Origin of the sequence: Kitasatospora sp. NBC_01560 (genome assembly GCF_045208415.1) — a bacterium.
Taxonomy (GTDB): domain Bacteria; phylum Actinomycetota; class Actinomycetes; order Streptomycetales; family Streptomycetaceae; genus Kitasatospora.
On sequence record NZ_CP109364.1, the window covers coordinates 2,645,618 to 2,665,694 of the forward strand.

The following is a 20,077-nucleotide window of genomic DNA, read 5'->3' on the forward strand; positions in this document are numbered from 1 at the left end:
CTAGGGTTGATCACGGCACGATCGGGAACCCTTTGAATCCATGATCGAAAGATGAGGCACCCACCCATGAGCCTGAGCATCCGCAACCAGCTCCCCGGCACCGTCACCGCGGTCACCACCGGCGCGGTCATGGCCACCGTGAAGGTCCGGCTGACCTCCGGGCAGGAGCTCACCGCGGCGGTCACCGTGGACGCCGTGAAGGACCTCGGCCTCGGCGAGGGCAGTGCCGTGCAGGCACTGGTCAAGTCCACCGAGGTGTCGCTCGCCACCGGCCCGGTCTCCGGGCTGAGCATCCGCAACCAGATCCCGGGCACCGTCACCGAGGTCTCCACCGGCGCCGCGATGGCCGGGGTGAAGGTCGACGTCGCGGACGGCGCGCTGACCGCCGCGATCACCGCCGCCGCGGCCGCCGACCTGGGCCTGACCGCCGGCTCGCCGGTGGTCGCACTGATCAAGTCGACGGAGGTCTCGCTCGCCGCCGCGTGAGCGGTGACCGGGCCACTCGTCCTCCCGAGCGGCCGGGCCACTCAGCCGGCCGGCTCCTCCAGCGGGCCGAGCCAGACGGCGGTGACCCCGCTGACGTAACGGGCGAAGCTGACGTCGACCCGGCGGGCCGGCAGGCCGCGCAACTGGTCGACGGTCAGCTCGGCGGGCCGGTCGAGGTGTCGCAACTGCGACGGACGATGTCGGCATCCGCCAGCACCTGCCCACTCTCGCGGCACCGCGGCAGCACACCGCGGCACCGTCCGGCAGCACCGCCCGGCCGAGGCGTCCGGCGGGGAGGGCGGACGCCGGGAAGCGGGGCCGGGAGGCGGGGGCCGGGGGCGGACGACGGGGAGACGGGGCGCGCCGGAGGAGACACTGCGACGCGCCCCGCACTGATTCAAGCAACCCGGCAACAGTGCGGACGACTGGTTCCGCACACCATCCGCCGGGGCCCCCGCTGGATGATCCACCAAGAAGGATTACAGGGATTCGGCTTGCATTTACGATGCCAGTGCGCTGGTCACCCTTGCAGGTGCGATGGTCACGGCCCGGCGCGCAGCGCAAGGAGCGAGAGAGATGATCGTCGGAGACCTGCTCGACCTGGACGACCTGCAGATCCGGCTGGCCTGGGGCACGCCGGAACTGCTCGCCCGCCCGGCCACCGGCATCAGCTCGACCGACCTCCAGGACCCGGCCCGCTACCTCCGGCCCGGTGAACTCGTCCTCACCGGCCTGGTCTGGTGGCAGCCCGCCGACGGCTCCGGCGCCCTGCGCTTCGCCACCGCCCTGCGCAGCGCCGGCGTCGCCGCCCTGCTGGCCGGCGAGGGCACCCACGGCAGCATCCCCGACAGCCTGGTCGACGCCTGCCGCACGCACGGCATCCCGCTGCTCGCCGTCCCGGCCGGCGTCAGCTTCCGCTCCGTCACCGACCGCGTCTACCTGCGGCTCTGGGGCAACCTCCGGGCCGGCGCGCAGGACACCGCCGCGATCCCCGGCACCGTCCGGCGCGAACTCGCCGACCTGATGCACACCGGTGCCGCCCCCGAGGAGGTGCTCGCGCACGCGGTGGGGCGGCTCGGCGTGTCGGGCTGCGCGCTCACCACCGCCGGCGGGCGGCACATCGCCGGGCCCGCCCCGGCTGCCGGGGCGGGCGACGGCCGCAGACGCGCCGACGGCCGGACGCGCGGAGACCTCGGGCTGCCGGTCGGCCCCCAGGACGCCTCACCGTTCGACGGCTGGCGGCTCCACCCGCAGGAGCGGGACGCCGCCGCCGAACCGCTGCTCCAGGGGCTGGCCGACCTGCTCGCCCCGCTCGCCGCCCGGGCCCACGCCGAGGCGGCCGCCCGGCGGCGGGCGGCCGGACACCTGCTGGAGGCGGTGGCCGGGGAGGCCGACCCGGCCGAGCCGCTCGCCGCCTGCGGCCTGCCCGGCGGCCCGGGCGGCACCGCGGGCGCCGGCAGCGGGGACGCACCCGCGCTGGTGGCGGTGGCCGCCCGGATCGACGACGCCCCGCCGGGGTGGGCGGCGCACGCGCTGACCGAGGCGCTGCACCCGCTCGGCACCCCGTACGCCGCCGGCACCGACCGGGCCGGGCAGGCCGCCGCCCTGGTCGCCGCACCCGCCGCACAGATCGCCGAGCGGCTGCGCCGCGCCCGGCCCGGCCTCCAGGCCCGCCTCACCGGGCGGCGCACCCTGCGGTTCGGCGTCGGCCCGGCCGCCCCGGCCGTGAACGGCCCGCTGCGGGCCGCCCTGGTGCAGGCCCGGTACGTACTGGACGGCTCGGCCGGGGCGGTCGGCACCGCCGCCGAGCTGAACTCGCTGGCCGGGCTGCTGCGCGGAATCCCGCCCGAGGTCACCGCCGCCTTCCACACCCGGCTGCTGGCCCCGCTCGCCGCCCACGACCGGGAGAACGGCGTCTCCCTGCTGGGCACCCTCGCGACCTTCCTCGACCACGACGGCTCCTGGGCCCGCACCGCCGAGACCCTGCACATCCACGTCAACACCGTCCACTACCGGATCCGGCGGATCGAGGAGCTCACCGGCCGCAACCTCGCCCGCCTCCAGGACCGCCTGGACCTGCGCGCGGCCCTGCTCTGCACGCCCGCCGCCTGACCCGCGGAGCAATACCGGGCCGGGCGGGCGGCCACCGCGGCGCTGCCCGTGGGCCGCACCCCGGTGGCCGGCTCCGGAATCCCCCGGAAGAATCTTGCGCGCGGCTGTCGATCCGGCCGCCTCCCGTTCGACGCAGGGGTGAGAGGCGGGGAGAGGCCCCGTCTCCGGCACCGAGGAGTAACCACCATGCCGCGCTTCATGAGCCTGATCCGCATCAACGAGCAGGACGCCCCGGGCATGCTGAACGACCCGGACTTCGAGCAGCGGATGGGCGCGCTGTTCGAGGAGATCACCAAGGCCGGGGTGATGCTGGACACCGCCGGGCTGCTGCCCACCTCCGAGGGCAGCCGGCTCACCTGGGAGGGCGGAAAGCTGAGCTGCATCGACGGCCCGTTCACCGAGACCAAGGAGGTCGTCGGCGGCTACGCCATCATGCAGTGCAAGGACAAGGCCGAGGCGCTGGAGTGGACCAGGCGGTTCCTGCAGATCCACCCGGAGAGCTGGACGGTCGGCGCCGAGCTGCGCCAGCTCGACGAGGGCGCCACCCCGCCGGAGGCCGCGCCGCAGGCCTGATCCGCAGGCCCGCCCCGGCCGTCCCGGCCCGCCCGCCCCGAACGCCGCGCCCGCGGTTGCCCCGGCCCCGCACGACTGCTCTGATGGGTGGCCGTGAACGGGAGCAACGCGGCCGTGGCGGCCGGGACGGTCGAGGCGGTCTTCAGGATCGAGTCCGCGCGGATCATCGCCGGCGTCACCCGCATCGTGCGGGACGTGGGCATCGCCGAGGAGCTGGCGCAGGATGCCCTCGTCGCCGCGCTGGAGCAGTGGCCCGAGCAGGGCGTCCCCGACCGCCCGGGCGCCTGGCTGATGGCCACCGCCAAGCACCGCGCGATCGACCTCGTCCGCCGCCGGGAGACGTACGCGCGCAAGCTCGCCGAGGTCGGGCGGTCGCTGGAGGACGTGCCGCCGCCGGAGCCGGCCGCACCGGACGACATCGACGACGACCTGCTGCGGCTGATCTTCACGGCCTGCCACCCGGTGCTGTCGGCACAGGCCCGGATCGCGCTCACGCTGCGGCTGCTGGGCGGGCTGACCACCCAGGAGATCGCCCGGGGCTTCCTCACCTCGGAGCCGACCGTCGCCCAGCGGATCGTCCGCGCGAAGCGGTCGCTCGCGGAGGCGCGGGTGCCGTTCGAGGTGCCGTACGGGGCGGACCGGGCGGCCCGGCTCTCCTCCGTGCTGGAGGTCGTCTACCTGATCTTCAACGAGGGGTACTCCGCCACCGCCGGCGACGACCTGCTCCGGCCGGCGCTCTGCGAGGACGCGCTGCGGCTGGCCCGGGTGCTGGCCGCACTGGCGCCCGAGGAGCCCGAGGTGCACGGCCTCGCCGCGCTGCTGGAGCTCCAGGCGGCGCGGACGGCGGCCCGCACCGGGCCGGACGGGCAGCCGGTGCTGCTGGCCGACCAGAACCGCGCCCGCTGGGACCGGCTGCTGATCCGGCGCGGTTTCGCCGCCCTGCGGCGGGCGGGCGGCGGCCCGTACTCGGTGCAGGCCGCCATCGCCGCCTGCCACGCGAAGGCGGTGCGCTACGAGGACACCGACTGGGCGACGATCGCCGCGCTGTACGGGCGGTTGATGGTGCTGACGCCGTCGCCGGTGGTGGAGCTGAACCGGGCGGTGGCCGTCTCGATGGCCGAGGGCCCGGCGGCCGCGCTGCCCCTGGTGGACGCCCTGGCGGCCGCGCCGGCGCTGCGGGAGTACCACCTGCTGCCGAGCGTCCGCGGGGACCTGCTGGTGCGGCTCGGGCGGCCCGCGGAGGCGCGGGCGGAGTTCGAACGGGCGGCGGCACTGACCCGCAACGCGCGCGAACGGGAGCTGCTGCTGCGACGGGCCGCAGCGGCCGGCGACCCGGGCGGTGCGGCCGGCGGCAGCGGTGCGGGCAGCGCGACAGGCAGAGGTGCGGCCGGCAGCGCGACGGGCAGCGCGACGGGCAGCGGTACTACCGAGGGCGGTGCTACGCCCGGTCCCCCGGCCGCAGCCGGGCGCTGACCTCGCCGAGGCCCTCGGCGAGGACGGCGAGCTGCTCACGGGTGAGCACGTCGATCAGCAGCTCGCGGACCAGCGCGACGTGCCCGGGGGCCGCCCGGCGCAGCATCTCGCGCCCTTCGTCGGTCAGTTCGGCGATCACGCCGCGCACGTCGCTCGGGCAGGAGCGACGGGCCACCAGGCCCATCCGCTCCAGCTGGGTGACCTGGTAGGTGAGGCCGCTCTTCGAGGTGATCAGCTTCTCCGCCAGCTCGGTCATCCGCAGCGAGCCGGCCGGGGCGGCGGAGAGGTGCACCAGGATCTCGTACTGGGTGTGGGAGAGGCCGGAGTCCTCCTTGAGCTGGCGTTCCAGCCGGCGGTTGAGCAGGTTGCTCGCGGCGACGAAGCCCCGCCAGGCGGCCATCTCGTCCTGGTCCAGCCAACGCGGTTCGTTCATGGAGGGCATGGGGCGAAGCCTACTCCTGTTGTTCAAATTCGAACCAAGGTGTACGGTCGTGGTGTCAAGGTTCAAAATTGAACTACTTGACCGCCCGACCACCGGGCCGCCCGACTGCCCGGCGCACGACTGCCCGGCGCACGAACCCGCCGCACCGCCCGCACCCTCCGAGAGGAAGCCGCCGCCATGAGCACCGCCACCCCCGAGCGCATGCCCGCCCTCTACCTCTCGCACGGTGCGCCGCCGCTCGCCGACGACCCGGTCTGGCCCGGCCAGCTGGCCGCCTGGTCGGCCGGACTGCCGCGCCCGAAGGCGATCCTGATGGTCTCCGCGCACTGGGAGGAGGCCCCGCTCGCCCTCGGCGCCGTCACCACCGTGCCACTGGTCTACGACTTCTGGGGCTTCCCCGAGCACTACTACCGGGTGCAGTACGCCGCCCCCGGCGCACCGGAGCTCGCGGACCGCGTACGCAAGTTGCTGCGCGCCCCCGGTACCCCGGTCCAGGACATCCCCGACCGCGGGCTGGACCACGGCGCCTACGTGCCCCTGGTGGAGATGTTCCCCGAGGCGGACGTGCCCGTGCTCCAGGTCTCCATGCCCACGCTCGACCCGCAGCGCCTGCTGGAGATCGGCCGCCGGCTCGCTCCGCTGCGCGACGAGGGCGTACTGATCGTCGGCAGCGGCTTCTTCACCCACAACCTGCGGGCGCTCAGCTCCGACGGGCGGATCAGCTCGGTGATGGCCGAGTTCGACGACTGGGGCCGGCGCGCACTGGAGGCGGAGGACCTCGACGCCCTGCTCGACTTCGAGCAGAAGGCCCCCGCCGGGCGGCTCGCCCACCCCCGCACCGAGCACTTCGCGCCGCTGTTCGTCACGCTCGGCGCCGGCGAGGCCGACCTCGGCAGCCAGCGCAGCGTGATCGACGGCTTCTGGATGGGCCTGGCGAAGCGCTCCGTCCAGCTGGGCTGAGCCCGCCCGCCGGGCGCCCCGCACACCCGAACCGGGCGGCAGGTGCAACACCCGGCCGGTGTCGAGGCATCACATTCACGCCAAGACTTTTCCGCCGACGCGGTCGGCCGGGGGGGGCGGAGGCAGGTATTCCGCCGGATTGCGGCACCGGGGGCCCGACGGCGGGGCTCTCCGGATGACCGCAGGCCACCACCCTCGGGCCGGTCGTACAAATCCGACCGAACGACCGGACGGGTGCACGAGCGAGCCGGCACGGCGGGACGGGGGTCCCCTTGATCGCACAAGAGTTCGATTTTGGCCAACCCCTTACCAGCCCCTGTCGGGACGGGATGAACGGGCGCAGGATTCCGAGTGACAGGTGGGGCAACCAGCCCCTCCTGGGACCCCTGTGACTGAGGAGCACTCAACCGTGCAGAAGAAGTGGGCACTTCGGGCCGCGACCCTCACCCTCGGCGCCGGCGCCGTCATCGGCCTGGGCGTCGGATCCGCCTCCGCCGCGAGCAACCTCCAGGTCGGCAGCAGCGGCTCGGCGGTCGTCTGCCTCCAGCAGGCGCTCGACTACGTCGACTCCGGCAACCTGAACGCCGACGGCCAGTTCGGCCAGCTCACCAAGAACGCCGTCGTGCACTACCAGGGCGGCCACAGCCTCAACCCGGACGGCGTCGTCGGCCCGGCCACCGGCGGCTCCATCAAGAGCAGCGTCCGCCAGGCCTACGACAACGCGCACCACGCCGGCGACCTCGACTGGCAGCGCACCCTCGGTGCCTGGATGTCCAACTGCAACGGCCAGCTGCCGGGCTGATCACCCGACGCCCGACCGGGAGGGGCGGGCTCGCGTCGTGCGCACGACGCGAGCCCGCCCCTCCCGGCGTTGACGGACACTCAGACTGCGCTGAACGCCCGGGCAGTGCCGGGCGGTCGGGCGGCGGCGGTCGGGCGGCCGGCGGTCAGGCGGTGGCGGCCCGCTCGGCGGCGCTGCGCTCGACGCAGAACTCGTTGCCGTCGGTGTCGGTCATCGTCACCCAGCCCCTCCCGTCCGCGGTCCGGTGGTCCTCCAGGACGGTGGCGCCCAGCGCCAGCAGGCGCTCGACCTCCTCGTCCCGGCTGCGGTCCTGCGGCTGGAGGTCCAGGTGGAGCCGGTTCTTCACCGTCTTGCCCTCGGGCACCTCGATGAACAGCAGCGAGACACCCGCCGACTCCACCAGCACCTCGGGATCCCCCGGGTGGTCGTCGTCGCCCAGCTTGCCGTCCAGCACCTGGAGCCAGAACTGCGCGAGGCGGTAGGCGTCGGCGCAGTCGATCGTCACGTGTCGTACAAGAGAAGCCATGCACGCCACTCTGATCGGCTTCTCCGCCCCGGTCCAGCGGCTAACCGGCGACCTTCACCGTGTCGGCCCCGGCCGGTCCGCCCACCGCGGCCGGAGGGCGGGAACGGAGGTGCAGGTGGCCGTCCAGCGGGTACTCCGGCGGCAGTGCGGAGAGAACGGCCTCGAAGCGGTACCCCGCCTTCTCGGCCACCCGGCAGGACGCCGCGTTGTCCACCTGGTGCAGCAGCTCCAGCCGGACCGGCCCGTCGGCGCCGAAGGCCTCGAACGCCCACCGGGTGAGCGCCTCCAGCGCGCGGGGCGCCACCCCCCGGCCCCGCGCGGGGGCCGCCGTCCAGTACCCCACCTCGGCCGACGCCCCGGCGGGCGACGGGCGCTTGAGCACCACGTTGGCGACCAGCTCGGCCGGCCCCGGGCCCCGCGGCTCCAGGACGGCGAAGCTGTACCGCTCGCCGGTCGCCCAGCCCTGCTCCTGGACGGCGAGCCAGTGCGCGGCCTCCTCCGGGCCGGTCACCGCGGTCCGGGTGAAGCGGCGCAGCGTCGCGTCCCGGTAAATCTCGATCAGAGCGGGCGCGTCCTCGGCCCGGAACGGCCGCAGCAGCAGCCCCTCGGCGACAGGCAGCCGGGCAGCCGGGCCGGGCGCGGCGGACGCGGCGGATACAGCAGGTACTGCGGATGCAGCAGGTGCAGCGGATGCGGCGGCTGCCGGTGCGGTGGCGGTCACTTCTCCAGCCCCTCCCAGCCCCAGCGCGGCGTCGGGCCCGGATCCCCGAGGTCCGTGCCGGCCGGAGCCGCCGAGACGTCCTTGGCGATCTTCGTCCCCCAGTCGAAGTACTCCACCACCCGGCGGCGCAGCAGCTCGTCGTCCGGCAGCTCCTTCCGGACGGCGTCCGCCATCAGCTCCATCCAGCGGCCGCGCTGCTCCTCGGTGATCGCGAGGCCCAGGTGCGAGCGGAGCAGGGACTGGTGCCCGCCCAGCTCGCCGGTGAACCGGGCCGGGCCGCCGAAGATCTCGCCCAGCCAGACCGCGACGTGCTCGATGTGGGTGGGGGTGAAGTCCGCGAAGACCGGCGCCAGCACCGGATCGGCGAGGACGCCCTCGTAGAAGGTGTTGCTCAGGCTGCGCAGCGCGTCGATGCCCCCGACCGCCTCGTACAGGCTCCCGGCCCGTTCGTCACTCATGTCTGTTCTCCCCGTGTGCAGTTGCGTTGCCCCCTTCCTAGCAGTCGCCCCGCGGGGCCCCGGCCACCGGCGGGGTCTGTTCGCGCCCGGCTCAGCAAGCGGAGCGGCCCGTTCCCCGGCGGGCGCTTGACCCTGACACCGGCGGCAGGGTCGGAGGCTGTCGGGCATGAGAGAGAACACCCGACAGGGAGCAGCGCGGCCCCGCGTCGTACTCGTCACCGGCGCGGGCACCGGGATCGGCCGGGCCACCGCGCGGGCCTTCGCCGCGCAGGGGCCGGAGGTCACGGTGGCGGCCGTCGGACGGCGGGCCGAGCCGCTGGCCCGGACGGCGGACGAGCACCCCGGCCGGATCCACCCGCTGGTCGCGGACATCACCGGCGACGGCTCCCCCGAGGCGCTGGTGCGCGAGGTGCTGGACCGGCACGGACGCCTGGACGTGCTGGTCAACAACGCCGGGATCGTCCGGTCCGGCGCCGTCGGCAGCCTCACCAAGGACGGCATCGAGGCCCAGCTCGCCACCAACCTGACCGCCGCCCTGCTGCTCGGGCAGGCCGCGGTGGCGCCGCTGGAGGCGAGCGGCGGCGTGATCGTCAACGTCACGACCTCGGTGGGGCAGCGCGGCTGGCCGGGCAACTCGGTGTACGCGGCGGGCAAGGCCGCCCTGGAGTCGGCCACCCGCAGCTGGGCGGTCGAGCTGGCACCGCGCGGCGTCCGGGTGGTCGCGGTGGCGCCCGGGGCGATCGACACCCCGATCGGCGAGCACTCCGGGCTCGGCCCGGAGGAGCGCGCGGCCGTCCGGCGGTGGCAGATCGCCCACACCCCGCTCGGGCGGATCGGCCGCCCCGCCGAGGTGGCCTGGGCGATCACCCGGCTCGCCTCCCCGGAGGCCTCGTTCGTCACCGGCGTAGTGTTCCCGGTGGACGGCGGCGCCGTCGTGGGGTGATCCGGACGGGGCGGGGAGCGATGCTGATCGGAGAGCTGGCCCGGGCCACGGGCAGCACGGCCCGGGCACTGCGGCACTACGAGCAGGCCGGGCTGATCGGCTCCTCCCGCGCCTCCAACGGCTACCGGGAGTACGACACTTCGGCGGTGGTGCGGGTCCGCAACATCCGCAGCCTGCTGGCCGCCGGGCTGACGCTGGAGGACGTCCGGCACTTCCTGCCCTGCCTGGACGGCGACCTGCTGGCCGGGCCGCCGGCCGCGGGGGCGCTGCGGCTGGCCCGGGACCGGCTGGCCGTCATGGAACGCCGGATCGCCCTGCAGGCCGAGGCCCGGGGCCGGCTGGCCGCCGCCCTGGCGGCGGCGGAGGCAGCGGTCACGGCGGCGGCGGAGGCGGCGGCCGCCGCGCCTGCGGAAGGGGCTCCGGGAGGGGCTGCGGAGCGGGCGGCCGGTGCGCGCGGCCCGTCCGGGTGACACCCCCGATCGGGGGTGTGCAGGGGGTGGCGGGCGGAGGACAGTGGGCGCATGCAGATTCCACTCTCCGTGATGGACTTCCTCGACCGGGCAGAGCTGGTCTACGGCGACCGGGTCGGCATCGTCGACGAGCCCGTGCAACCGGCCGCCTCCTGGGGCGACCTGACCTACCGACGGGTCGCCGAACTCGCGCGGGCGCAGGCGGCCGGGCTGGACCGGCTGGGCGTCGGACCCGGCGAACGGGTCGCCGTCGTGTCGCACAACTCGGCCCGGCTGATGACCTCGCTGTACGGCGTGAGCGGGCACGGCCGGGTGCTGGTACCGGTGAACTTCCGACTGCGGGCGGAGGAGGTGTCGTACATCGTCGAACAGAGCGGCGCCTCCGTCCTGCTGGTCGACCCCGAGCTCGCCGACGCGCTGGACGGCGTCGTCGCCAAGCACAAGTTCGTGATCGGTGCGGACAGCGACGCCCTGCTGTACGACTTCGACCGCGCCCCGCGCCGCTACGAGATCGGCGAGAACGACACCGCCACGATCAACTACACCAGCGGAACCACCGCCCGCCCCAAGGGCGTCGAACTCACCCACCGGAACATCTGGCTGAACGCCGTGCTGATGGGCCTGCACTTCGGGGCCGGCGACCGGGACGTCTACCTGCACACCCTGCCGATGTTCCACGCCAACGGCTGGGGCATGCCGTTCGCCCTCACCGGCCTGGGCGCGCAGCACATCGTGCTCCGCAAGGTGGACGGCGCGGAGATCCTGCGCCGGATCGAGCGGCACGGAGTGACCTTCCTGTGCGGCGCGCCGGCCGTCATCCAGATGGTGCTGGACGCGGCCGCCGACTGGGACGGCCCCGTCCCCGGCCGGGACAAGGTGCGGATCATCGTGGCCGGCGCCCCGCCGCCGACCTCGGTGGTGCAGCGGATCGAGGCCGAACTCGGCTGGGAGTTCATGCAGATCTACGGCCTGACCGAGACCTCGCCGGTGGTGACGGTGAACCGCTCGCGCGCCGAGTGGGACGAACTGCCCGCCGCCGAACGGGCCGAGAAGCTGGTGCAGGCGGGCGCCCCGGCCATCGGCAACCAGGTGCGGGTGGACGGGCAGGGCGAGGTGCTGGTCCGCTCGAACGTCGTGCTCAACGGCTACTGGCAGCAGCCGCAGGAGACTTCGGAGGCGCTCCGGGACGGCTGGTTCCACACCGGGGACGGCGGCACCCTCACCGACGGCTACCTGACCATCTCGGACCGGAAGAAGGACGTCATCATCAGCGGCGGGGAGAACGTCTCCTCGATCGAGGTGGAGGACTGCCTGTACGACCACCCGGCGGTGGCCGAGGTCGCGGTGATCGGCGTGCCGGACGGGAAGTGGGGCGAGACCGTCAAGGCGCTGGTGGTGCTGAAGCCCGGCGCGGAGGCCGGCGAGGCGGAGCTCATCGCCCACTGCAAGCAGCGGCTGGCCGGCTACAAGTCCCCCACCTCGGTGGAGTTCCGGGACGCGCTGCCGCGAACCACCACCGGCAAGCTGCAGAAGTTCCGGCTCCGCGAGCCGTACTGGGAGGGGCGCGACCGCAAGGTCAACTGACTCCGCACGACAGGCGCGGCCCGACTGGGCGGCGGTCCCCGGACTCCTCCGGCGGATCGCCGCCCAGCGGCGTGACCGGCCACGGCGGGCCCCACGCCAGCATGCGTGTCTGGTTTCTTTGACATGACGTACAGTCTCCCTTACATTCCTCGTGTCAAAGTTCTTTTACACGGAGAGTGGGCTGGAACGTGGCCTTCCAGGAGAAGCGCGCGTGGATCATGGCGCTGGTCGCCATCGGCGGCTATGCCGCCTACCTGGCCGTCGTCCTCGGCCGGGCCGGCGGCGGAACCGCGCTCGCCGACGTGCCCTACGTCGCTCCGCTGCTGTGGAGCATCGGCCTGTCGATCGCGGTCTCCGTCGCCCTCAACGTCGTGATCGCCGTCGCCTCCCCCGAGGACGCCAGGATCAAGGACCAGCGGGACAAGGAGATCGGCCGGGTCGGCGAGTACGCCGGGCAGTCCTTCCTCGTCATCGGCGCCGTGGCGGCGCTCGCCCTGTCGATGGCCGAGGCCGGCCACTTCTGGATCTCCAACGCGATCTACCTCGGGTTCGCGCTCTCCGCCGTCCTCGCGTCCGTCGTGAAGATTGCCGCCTACCGGTGGGGGTTCCAGTCGTGGTGAAGCCGACGGGGATCACCAACCGGATCCGCATCCTGCGCTTCGAGCACGGCGAGATGACCCAGGCCGAGCTCGCCCGACGGATCGAGGTGACCCGCCAGACCGTCATCGCCATCGAGAAGGGCCGCTACTCGCCCTCGCTGGAGACGGCCTTCAGGATCGCCCACGTGTTCGCGGTACCCCTGGAGCAGGTGTTCCAGTGGACGGAAGAGGAAGGAACGACGCCGTGAAGGCGATCACCCAGCACAGATACGGCACCTGCGACGTCCTGGAACTCGGCGAGATCGAGGCGCCGGCGCCCGGAGCGGGCGAAGTCCTGATCCGGGTCCGCGCCGCCGGCGTCGACGCCGGGGTCTGGCACCTCATGACGGGCCTGCCCCGCCTGCTGCGCCTGATGGGGTACGGGCTGCGCGCGCCCAAGGTCCGCGTCCGGGGGCGGGAGGTGGCCGGCGTCGTCGAGACGGTCGGCGCCGGCGTGACCCGGTTCCGGCCGGGCGACGAGGTGTTCGGGATCTGCGAGGGCTCGTTCGCCGAGTACGCCGTCGCCTCCGAGGAGAAGCTCGCGGCGACGCCCGCCGGCCTCCCCCTGGAGCACGCCGCGGCTCTCGCCATCTCCGGCCTCACCGCGCTGCAGGCGCTGCGCGACGCGGGCCGCGTCGAGCCCGGACAGCGCGTGCTGGTCATCGGCGCGGGCGGGGGCGTCGGCAACCTCGCCGTCCAGCTGGCCAAGGCCTCCGGCGCGTACGTGACGGGTGTGTGCAGCACGGGCAAGACGGACCTCGTCCGCTCCATCGGCGCCGACGAGGTCGTCGACTACACCCGCGAGGAGGTCACCGACGGCCGCCACCGCCACGACCTCGTCATCGACACCGCCGGCAGCCGGCCCGTGTCGCACCTGCGGCGGGCTCTCACCCCGCGGGGCACCCTCGTCATCGTCGGCGGGGAGACCGGTGGCCGCTGGACGGGAGGCGTCGGCCGGGTCCTGCGGGCGGCGCTGCTGAACCTCTTCGTGGGTCAGACCCTGCGCGGGGTGATGACCAAGGAGGTCCACGAGGACCTCGCCGCCCTCGCCCGCCACGTCGAGTCCGGCACGCTGACCCCCGTCGTCGACGGCACCTACGGCCTCGACCGGGCGGCGGAGGCGATCACCCGCCAGCACCGGGGGCAGGCCCGGGGCAAGATCCTCCTCACCCCCTGAGCCCGGCCGCTCCGCCGGACCGCGCCACGACGGACCGTGCTCCATCGGACCGCGGACCGCCCGACTGCGCCACACCGGACCGCGCCACGACGGGCGGCGTCGGACCGCGGGACGCCCCGGCGGGAGATGCCTCGCCGGGGCCCGGCGCCGGGGCCAGCAGCCCGGCCTCCCGGGCGGCGACGGCGAGTTCGGTCCGGTTGCGGACACCGAGCTTGCGCAGGGCGCTCTTCAGATAGCCCGTCACCGTGTTGCGGGTCAGCCCCAGCTCGGCGGCGATCTCCGGGTTGGTACGCCCGGTCGCCGCCCACCGCAGCACCTCGTGCTCCCGCCGGGTGAGCGCGGCCGGCGGCCGGACCCGCCCGGAGCCACCGTCCGGCGGACCCGCGTCCGGCGGGCCGCTCCAGGCCGCCGCCCCGGCCAGCGCCCGGGTGGCCGCCGCGGCCAGCCTGGTCACGGCCGCGATCCGGACGTCCCCGAACGGGACGACCGCGCGCAGCGACGCGTACACCACCCCGTGCACCGTGCCGCCGTGCAGCAGCGGGACGGTCAGCATCGCGTAGAGGTCCTCGGCGGTGACGGCGGCGTCGTAGTGGTGCGAGATGGTGGTGGCCGCCCGGTAGTCGGGCACCCAGCTGGGGACGCGTTCGGCCAGTGCACGCCCACCGAGGCCGGTCCCGGCGGGGACGGCGAGATCGTGCAGCAGATCGGCCCGGGTGCCGGCCCAGTGCCGCAGCACCATGCCCCCGGGGCCGCCGCGCGGCCCGGCCGGTCCGGGCACCCCGACCAGGCCGACGTCGGCGCCGCAGTCGGCGACCACGCGGCGCGCGAGATCACCGAGCACCGCGTCCCGGACGAGCTCGGCGGCGCGCGCGGCGAGGTCGCCGTCGGCGGCGGGCCCGCCGGGCGCGAGACCGCCGACGGCCGCCCCGGGGAGGCCCGCCGGCCCGGCGGGGATACCCGCAGCCCTTGTCATCGCGCGATTCTCACACGCGGTGCGGCCGGTGGCGAGAGCCCTGACGTGCCTGTTCCCTGGAGTCCCGGGTGGTGCCGGCGGGCTCGGCGTAGGGTGCGGGCCTGGGTTACCGGCGAGTCACCGACGAGGTGGACCGATGCGAAGGGAATGCCCATGACGACGGAACCGAGGGAGCCGCGCGCCACGGACGTGCTGACCGGCCTGCTCGCCGACCTGCGGGCCGAGAGCGCGGTGCTGGACGACCTGGTCGCCGGGCTGGCTCCCGAGGGCTGGGCCGCCGACACCCCGGCCGCCGGGTGGACGATCGCCCACCAGATCGCCCACCTGGCCTGGACGGACGACTGGGCCGCCCGCTCCGTGCGTGCCCCCGAGGCCTTCACCACCGAGACGGCCCGGAGCTTCGGCGAGCTGCTGGCGGCCGGGCTGGACCCGGTGGACGAGGGCGCGGCGCGCGGCGCCGCCGAGGAGCCGGCCGCCCTGCTGGCCCGCTGGCGGGCGGGGCGGGACGGTCTGCTCACCGCCCTGGCCGCGGCGCCCGGCGACGCCCGGCTGCCCTGGTTCGGGCCGCCGATGAAGGCCCCGTCGATGGCCACCGCCCGGCTGATGGAGACCTGGGCGCACGGGCAGGACGTCGCGGACGCGCTCGGCGCGGTGCGGGAGCCGACCGCGCGGCTGCGGCACATCGCCCACCTGGGGGTGCGGACCGCGGGGTTCGCCTTCTCGCTGCACGGGCAGCCCGCACCGGAGACCCCGGTCCGGGTGGAACTGACCTCACCGGACGGCGAATTGTGGACGTGGGGCCCGGCGGACGCGGCGGACCGGGTGACCGGGCCGGCCCTGGACTTCTGCCTGCTGGTGACGCAGCGCCGGCACCCGGACGAACTGGCCCTGACGGCGGCCGGCGCGACGGCGACGGCCTGGCTGCCGATCGCCCAGGCCTTCGCGGGCAACCCGGGCAAGGGGCGTGCGGCGGGCGCGTAGCCGACGGGACCCGGACTGCGGCTACGGCTACGGCTACGACTGCGGCTACGACTACGGACGGTCCGACGCCGGCCGGCCGGCGGCCGGCGTCGACCAGGCGGAGACGCCCAACTTGCCGGTGGTGCCGAGGTCGAGGTCGGCCGGCACGGTCAGCCGGGGGCGGCCGGGAAGCGGGGCGACGTCGAGATAGCGACCGTTGTCGGACGGGCGGTCGCCCGCGGTGGCGGTGTTGCGCCACACCAGCTGGAACACGGCGGATTCCTGGGGCTGGAGCGTCACCCGCTTCGGTGCCGCGTCGAACCCGTCCAGGGTGGCGATGCCCGCCGCGCCGTGCTGGACGGAGATCTCCAGCGGTGCGCGCTCGCCGTCGAGGACGCGGAGGGCCGGGTGCCCGTTCAGGGCGTAGGGCTTGCTCCCGCAGTTGGTCAGGCGGATGCCCATCACCCGCAGCCCCATCGCGGCGTTGGCCTCCTCGGCCGCCAGCGAGACGCCCTCGGGCGAGCAGGGCGTGGGGGTGGCCGAAGCCGACGGGAGCCCGATCCCGAACCCCCCGGTGAGCCCGGGGGGCGTCGTGCCGACCGCCGGCGTGGTGGCCGCCGGCGTCTCTCGGGGCGGGCCGATCGGGCCGGGCGCCCCGCCGCCCGCCGTGGTCACGTGCGTGCTGCCGCACCCGGCGAGCAGGACGGCCCCGGCGCCCAGCAGGCCCGCCCGCGCGAACAGCGGTACCCGGCGGTTCCCGTGCGGCGGCGTCGCGTTCATGGGATCGATCATTGCACGAACGGCACGGGCCCCGGTCCGCTCGCGGCGGTCACCGACCGATCAACCGGAGGGCGTCGGCCGCCGCCGGGGAGAGCTCCGACTCCGTGAGGCCGGCGAGCGGGAGCCAGCGGACCTCGTCGGTCGAGCCGTCCACCTCGGTGACGACCGGCGGTCCGGGCTTCAGGTCGACGCGGTAGAACAACCCCACCAGGTGCCACTGCACGCCGTGCCGGTCGGCCCGGTAGCTCCGCGCGTCCAGCAGCGTGGCGCTGCGGAGTTCGAGGCCGGTCTCCTCGTGCAGCTCGCGCGCCAGCGTCTCCTCCGGCTGCTCGCCCGGGTCGATCCCGCCGCCGGGCAGGTGCCAGAGCCCCGGCAGGAAGACCGGCGAGGCCGCGGAGAGCCTGGTCAGCAGCAGCTGCTGCTGCGCCGACGTGGCGACGGCGTACGCCGACACTCGTGAGCGGACCTGCCCGGCCAACTGCCACCTCCGCGACGTGCTCCGGCGCCCGGGCGAACTCCCGCCCCCGGACGCCCTCTTGATCACGAGCCTAACCGCTCCCCGCGCGCCCCCGGTCAGAGCCCCAGCCGCAGCGGCCCGAGCCGGGTGGCGACCAGGTTGGTGGCGCCGCGGTCCCGCTCGATGTGGCCGTGGACCAGCAGGCCGGCCCGGTCGAGCGCGGTGCGCCGCTGGGACTCCCAGACCGGGCGGCTGCAGATCACGTTGATCAGCCCGGTCTCGTCCTCCAGGCTGAGGAACAGCACCCCGCCGGCCGTCGGCGGCCGCTGGCGGTGCGTCACCAGCCCGCCGACCACCACGGCGGTGCCCGGCTCGACGCCCGGCAGCTGGGCGGCGGTCAGCGCGCCGCCGCGTTCCAGGTGGGCCCGCAGGTGCTGCACGGGGTGGCTGGTGGCGGAGGTGCCGGTGGCCCAGAGGTCGGCGATGGTCTCCTCCACCGGGGTCAGCTCCGGCAGCGGCGGGGCCTCGGTGCCGGGCGTGGTGCCGGGGATCAGTGCCGCCGAGACCCCGGCGAACGCCCCCGCCGCCCAGAGCGCCTGCCGCCGGCCCAGCCCGAAGCAGCCGAACGCACCCGCCGTGGCGAGCGCCTCCAGCGCCGGCGCGGGCAGGCCGGTCCGCCGGGCGAAGTCCTCCAGGTCGGCGTAGGGCTGCCCGGCCGCGATCAGCTCGGCCTGCGGCGTGCCGATGCCGCGGACGGTGTCCAGGCCGAGCCGGACGGCGGGCTGCGGCTTGCCCGCCGTCAGCGGCGGCTTGGGCGTCGGCCCCCGGTACGGCTCCAGGGTCGGCCGGGGCCCGCTGGCGTTCACGTCCACCCCGCGGACCCGGACGCCGTGCCGCCGGGCGTCCGAGATCAGGCTGAGCGGCGCGTAGAAGCCCATCGGCTGGTTGGCCAGCAGGGCGCAGGTGAAGGCCGCCGGGTAGTGGTACTTGAGCCAGGCGCTGGCGTACACCAGGTAGGCGAAGCTGATCGCGTGGCTCTCCGGGAAGCCGTAGTTCGAGAAGGCCTCGATCTTGGTGTAGACGTCCTCGGCGACGTCCTCCGGGATGCCGCGTTCGGCCATCCCGCCCAACAGCCGCTCGCGCAGCCGGGCGACGCGTTCGTGGGAGCGCTTGGAGCCCATCGCCTGGCGCAGCCGGTCGGCCTCGGCGGGGGTGAACCCGGCGCAGTCGATGGCCAGTTGCATCATCTGCTCCTGGAACAGCGGCACCCCGAGGGTCTTGCCGAGCGCGTTCTCCATCAACGGGTGCGGGCAGCCGGCCGGTTCCACCCCGGCCCGGCGCCGCAGGTACGGGTGGACCGACCCGCCCTGGATCGGCCCCGGGCGGATCAGGGCCACCTCGACCACCAGGTCGTAGAAGTGGTCCGGTTTGAGGCGCGGCAGGGTGGCCATCTGGGCGCGCGACTCGACCTGGAAGACCCCGACCGTGTCGGCCCGCCGCAGCATCGCGTAGACCCCCGGGTCGTCGTCCGGGACGGTCGCCAGGGTGTGGCGCACGCCGTGGTGGGCGGCGATCAGGTCGCAGGTGTCGTGCAGCGCGGCGAGCATGCCGAGGCCGAGCAGGTCGATCTTGACCAGCCCGGCGCCGGCCACCGAGTCCTTGTCCCACTGCAGGACGGACCGGCCCGGCATCCGGGCCCACTCGGTCGGGCAGATCTCGCCGATCGGCTCCTTGGTGAGCACCATGCCGCCGGAGTGGATGCCCAGGTGGCGGGGCAGGCCGTGCAGCCGGCCCGCCAGGTCGAGCACGTCGGCGGGGATGACGGCGTCCGCGCCGGGCGGCGAGCGGAAGTCGCTCTGCCGGCTGAACGCGTCCACCTGGCCCTGCGGGTAGCCGAGCACCCGGGCGGCGTCCCGCAGCGCCAGCCGGGGGCGGTAGGTGATCACGTTCGCGACCTGGGCGGCGTGCGCGCGGCCGTAGCGGCGGTAGACGTACTGGATGACCTCCTCGCGCCGCCGGTTCTCGATGTCCAGGTCGATGTCGGGCGGCCCGTCGCGGGCGGTGGAGAGAAAGCGTTCGAAGAGCAGCTTGTAGTGGATCGGGTCGACGGCGGTGATCCCGAGCGCGTAGCAGACCGCCGAGTTGGCCGCCGAGCCGCGGCCCTGGCACCAGATGTCCTCGCGGCGGCAGAAGTCGACGAGGTCGTGGACGATCAGGAAGTAGCCGGCCAGGTCGAGGTCCTCGATGACGTCCAGCTCCCTGGCCAGCTGCCGGCGGGCGGGCCCGTTGCCCGGCCCGAAGCGGACCGGGCCGCTCGCGGCGACCAGCTCGCGCAGGTGGCCGATCTCGGTCTGCCCGGGCGGGAGGGGGAAGCCGGGCAGCTCGGGATCGAGCCGGGTGAAGTCGAAGACGCAGGACCGGGCCAGTTCCACGGTCGCCTCCCGGACGCCGGGGAAGCGCCCCAGCCGGGCGGCCATCTCCCGGCCCGACCGCAGGTGCGCGGTACCGGCCGCCTGCGTCCAGCCCGCCGCGTCCTGCAGGGTGCGGCGGGCCTGCAGGGCGGCGAGGCTCTGGGCGAGCCGGCCCTGGGCCGGGCCGGCGTGATGGGCGTTGGTGGAGGCGACGGTGGCCAGGCCCAGCCCGGCGGCGAGCCCGGCCAGCGCGTCGTTGCGCAGGTCGTCGCCGGGCAACCGCTGGTCGATCAGCTCGACGTACACGTTGTCGCGGCCGAACGCCTCGGTGAGCGTGCGCAGTTGCTGCTCGGCGTCGCGGGCTGGCCGGGCCGCGAGCGCGGCCGGCACCCGGCCGAGGCGGCAGCCGGTGAGCACCGCCCAGTGGCCGTCGTGCGCACCGGCCAGCGCCGCGAAGTCGTACGCCGGGCGGCCCTTGACCCCGCCCGCCAGCTGGGCCGCGGCGATCGCCGCGGACAGCCGCCGGTAGCCGGCCGGGTCGCGGGCCAGGACGAGCAGGTGCTCGGTCTCCCCGTCCGGCCCCGCCGGCCCCTTCTCCCCCGGCCGGAGCGTCAGCTCGGCGCCGAACACCGTGCCGACGCCCGCCTCCCGGGCCGCCTCGGCGAACCGCACCGCGCCGTACAGGCCGTCGTGATCGGTCAGGGCGAGTGCCTCGACGCCCAGCCGGGCGGCCTCCGCGACCAGCTCCTCCGGGTCGCTGGCGCCGTCGAGGAAGCTGAAGGCCGAGTGGACGTGCAGCTCGGCCCAGTCCGGGGCGCCGGGGACGGGGACGGGTGCGGGACCGGGACCGACGGTGGCCGGGTCGCCCGGCCCTGCGGACGGGCGGCGGCGCAGCGGGACGACCTCGCCGCCCTCCGGGCCCGGCCGGCCGCCGGCCAGGCGTCGGTGCAGTTCGCTCCAGGGGAGCGTGGGGTGACTGGTGAATCCCATCGGGGGTGTTGCCTTCGGTCGTGCCCGGTCCTGCCTGACCCCCCGGTCCTGCTTCTCCTGCCCTTTCCCTCCTCCCTCCTCCTCGCTCCTCCTCGGCCGGTGCCCCCTCCTGGTCGGCCGGCCGTCTCTCCTGTTCGGCCG

General features: G+C 75.0%; 22 protein-coding genes. 13 read left to right on the forward strand and 9 right to left on the reverse strand.

Features of this window, described 5'->3' with window-relative positions; translation table 11 throughout:
- The first annotated feature begins 66 nt into the window (after nucleotides 1-66).
- Complete coding sequence (locus tag OH807_RS11195) at nucleotides 67-486, forward strand: molybdopterin-binding protein (RefSeq protein WP_406210897.1); 420 nt, start codon at nucleotides 67-69, stop codon at nucleotides 484-486.
- Between the two features lie 41 nt (nucleotides 487-527).
- On the opposite strand, the gene OH807_RS11200 is transcribed toward OH807_RS11195, so the two are convergent.
- Complete coding sequence (locus OH807_RS11200) at nucleotides 528-671, reverse strand: hypothetical protein (RefSeq protein ID WP_406197073.1); 144 nt, start codon at nucleotides 669-671, stop codon at nucleotides 528-530.
- A gap of 391 nt (nucleotides 672-1,062) precedes the next feature.
- Between OH807_RS11200 and OH807_RS11205 the strand changes: the two genes are divergently transcribed.
- The 3 genes from OH807_RS11205 to OH807_RS11215 all read left to right on the forward strand — a co-directional run bounded on the left by OH807_RS11205 (nucleotide 1,063) and on the right by OH807_RS11215 (nucleotide 4,644).
- Nucleotides 1,063-2,598: a PucR family transcriptional regulator gene (locus OH807_RS11205; RefSeq protein WP_406197075.1), complete on the forward strand. Its 1,536-nt coding sequence runs from the start codon at nucleotides 1,063-1,065 to the stop codon at nucleotides 2,596-2,598.
- 186 nt (nucleotides 2,599-2,784) lie between these two features.
- A complete protein-coding gene (locus OH807_RS11210) occupies nucleotides 2,785-3,171 on the forward strand; it encodes a YciI family protein (RefSeq protein ID WP_406197077.1) in 387 nt (128 codons plus the stop codon).
- Nucleotides 3,172-3,264: 93 nt separating this feature from the next.
- Nucleotides 3,265-4,644, forward strand: a complete 1,380-nt coding sequence (locus OH807_RS11215) for an RNA polymerase sigma factor (RefSeq protein WP_406197079.1) — start codon at nucleotides 3,265-3,267, stop codon at nucleotides 4,642-4,644.
- On the opposite strand, the gene OH807_RS11220 is transcribed toward OH807_RS11215, so the two are convergent.
- Nucleotides 4,610-5,077 carry a MarR family winged helix-turn-helix transcriptional regulator gene (locus OH807_RS11220; RefSeq protein ID WP_406197081.1) on the reverse strand — a complete coding sequence of 156 codons (468 nt, stop codon included), beginning with the start codon at nucleotides 5,075-5,077 and terminating at the stop codon, nucleotides 4,610-4,612. The two genes, OH807_RS11215 and OH807_RS11220, sit on opposite strands and share 35 nt — an antisense overlap.
- A gap of 186 nt (nucleotides 5,078-5,263) precedes the next feature.
- Here OH807_RS11220 and OH807_RS11225 point away from each other — a divergent pair, with 186 nt between their 5' ends.
- Together OH807_RS11225 and OH807_RS11230 are read left to right on the forward strand one after the other, a co-directional pair.
- On the forward strand, nucleotides 5,264-6,046 hold the full coding sequence (locus OH807_RS11225) for a dioxygenase (protein ID WP_406197083.1): 783 nt from the start codon (nucleotides 5,264-5,266) through the stop codon (nucleotides 6,044-6,046).
- A 409-nt stretch (nucleotides 6,047-6,455) separates the two neighbouring features.
- Nucleotides 6,456-6,848 carry a peptidoglycan-binding protein gene (locus OH807_RS11230; protein WP_406197085.1) on the forward strand — a complete coding sequence of 131 codons (393 nt, stop codon included), beginning with the start codon at nucleotides 6,456-6,458 and terminating at the stop codon, nucleotides 6,846-6,848.
- A gap of 145 nt (nucleotides 6,849-6,993) precedes the next feature.
- Here the strand turns inward: OH807_RS11230 and OH807_RS11235 are convergent, their stop codons facing one another.
- The 3 genes from OH807_RS11235 to OH807_RS11245 form a co-directional block, all read right to left on the reverse strand.
- Nucleotides 6,994-7,374, reverse strand: a complete 381-nt coding sequence (locus tag OH807_RS11235; protein ID WP_406197087.1) for a VOC family protein — start codon at nucleotides 7,372-7,374, stop codon at nucleotides 6,994-6,996.
- 40 nt (nucleotides 7,375-7,414) lie between these two features.
- Nucleotides 7,415-7,993, reverse strand: a complete 579-nt coding sequence (locus OH807_RS11240; protein ID WP_406210900.1) for a GNAT family N-acetyltransferase — start codon at nucleotides 7,991-7,993, stop codon at nucleotides 7,415-7,417.
- A gap of 98 nt (nucleotides 7,994-8,091) precedes the next feature.
- Nucleotides 8,092-8,553: a group II truncated hemoglobin gene (locus OH807_RS11245; RefSeq protein ID WP_406197090.1), complete on the reverse strand. Its 462-nt coding sequence runs from the start codon at nucleotides 8,551-8,553 to the stop codon at nucleotides 8,092-8,094.
- A 166-nt stretch (nucleotides 8,554-8,719) separates the two neighbouring features.
- Between OH807_RS11245 and OH807_RS11250 the strand changes: the two genes are divergently transcribed.
- From OH807_RS11250 to OH807_RS11275, 6 genes are all read left to right on the forward strand, one after another.
- The gene (locus OH807_RS11250; protein WP_406197093.1) at nucleotides 8,720-9,496 is read left to right on the forward strand and encodes an SDR family NAD(P)-dependent oxidoreductase; all 777 of its coding nucleotides are present in this window, start codon (nucleotides 8,720-8,722) and stop codon (nucleotides 9,494-9,496) included.
- Nucleotides 9,497-9,516: 20 nt separating this feature from the next.
- Nucleotides 9,517-9,966, forward strand: coding sequence for a MerR family transcriptional regulator (locus OH807_RS11255; RefSeq protein ID WP_406197096.1), 450 nt, complete (start codon nucleotides 9,517-9,519; stop codon nucleotides 9,964-9,966).
- A 51-nt stretch (nucleotides 9,967-10,017) separates the two neighbouring features.
- Nucleotides 10,018-11,550: an AMP-binding protein gene (locus OH807_RS11260; protein WP_406197099.1), complete on the forward strand. Its 1,533-nt coding sequence runs from the start codon at nucleotides 10,018-10,020 to the stop codon at nucleotides 11,548-11,550.
- 176 nt (nucleotides 11,551-11,726) lie between these two features.
- Nucleotides 11,727-12,170 carry a hypothetical protein gene (locus OH807_RS11265; protein ID WP_406197101.1) on the forward strand — a complete coding sequence of 148 codons (444 nt, stop codon included), beginning with the start codon at nucleotides 11,727-11,729 and terminating at the stop codon, nucleotides 12,168-12,170.
- Between the two features lie 53 nt (nucleotides 12,171-12,223).
- A complete protein-coding gene (locus OH807_RS11270) occupies nucleotides 12,224-12,397 on the forward strand; it encodes a helix-turn-helix transcriptional regulator (RefSeq protein WP_406210903.1) in 174 nt (57 codons plus the stop codon).
- Nucleotides 12,394-13,365 carry an NAD(P)-dependent alcohol dehydrogenase gene (locus OH807_RS11275; protein ID WP_406197103.1) on the forward strand — a complete coding sequence of 324 codons (972 nt, stop codon included), beginning with the start codon at nucleotides 12,394-12,396 and terminating at the stop codon, nucleotides 13,363-13,365. Before OH807_RS11270 ends, OH807_RS11275 begins: the two co-directional genes overlap by 4 nt.
- Here OH807_RS11275 and OH807_RS11280 read toward each other — a convergent pair.
- On the reverse strand, nucleotides 13,355-14,338 hold the full coding sequence (locus OH807_RS11280) for a LuxR C-terminal-related transcriptional regulator (protein ID WP_406197105.1): 984 nt from the start codon (nucleotides 14,336-14,338) through the stop codon (nucleotides 13,355-13,357). The two genes, OH807_RS11275 and OH807_RS11280, sit on opposite strands and share 11 nt — an antisense overlap.
- A gap of 153 nt (nucleotides 14,339-14,491) precedes the next feature.
- On the opposite strand from OH807_RS11280, the gene OH807_RS11285 reads away from it, so the two are divergent.
- Complete coding sequence (locus OH807_RS11285; protein WP_406197107.1) at nucleotides 14,492-15,319, forward strand: TIGR03084 family metal-binding protein; 828 nt, start codon at nucleotides 14,492-14,494, stop codon at nucleotides 15,317-15,319.
- Between the two features lie 51 nt (nucleotides 15,320-15,370).
- On the opposite strand, the gene OH807_RS11290 is transcribed toward OH807_RS11285, so the two are convergent.
- From OH807_RS11290 to OH807_RS11300, 3 genes are all read right to left on the reverse strand, one after another.
- Nucleotides 15,371-16,078 (reverse strand): DUF4232 domain-containing protein, encoded by a 708-nt coding sequence (locus tag OH807_RS11290; protein ID WP_406197109.1) that lies wholly within the window; start codon nucleotides 16,076-16,078, stop codon nucleotides 15,371-15,373.
- A gap of 49 nt (nucleotides 16,079-16,127) precedes the next feature.
- Nucleotides 16,128-16,532: an NUDIX hydrolase gene (locus tag OH807_RS11295; RefSeq protein ID WP_406197111.1), complete on the reverse strand. Its 405-nt coding sequence runs from the start codon at nucleotides 16,530-16,532 to the stop codon at nucleotides 16,128-16,130.
- A gap of 119 nt (nucleotides 16,533-16,651) precedes the next feature.
- Complete coding sequence (locus tag OH807_RS11300; RefSeq protein WP_406197113.1) at nucleotides 16,652-19,936, reverse strand: error-prone DNA polymerase; 3,285 nt, start codon at nucleotides 19,934-19,936, stop codon at nucleotides 16,652-16,654.
- Between the last annotated feature and the right edge of the window lie 141 nt (nucleotides 19,937-20,077).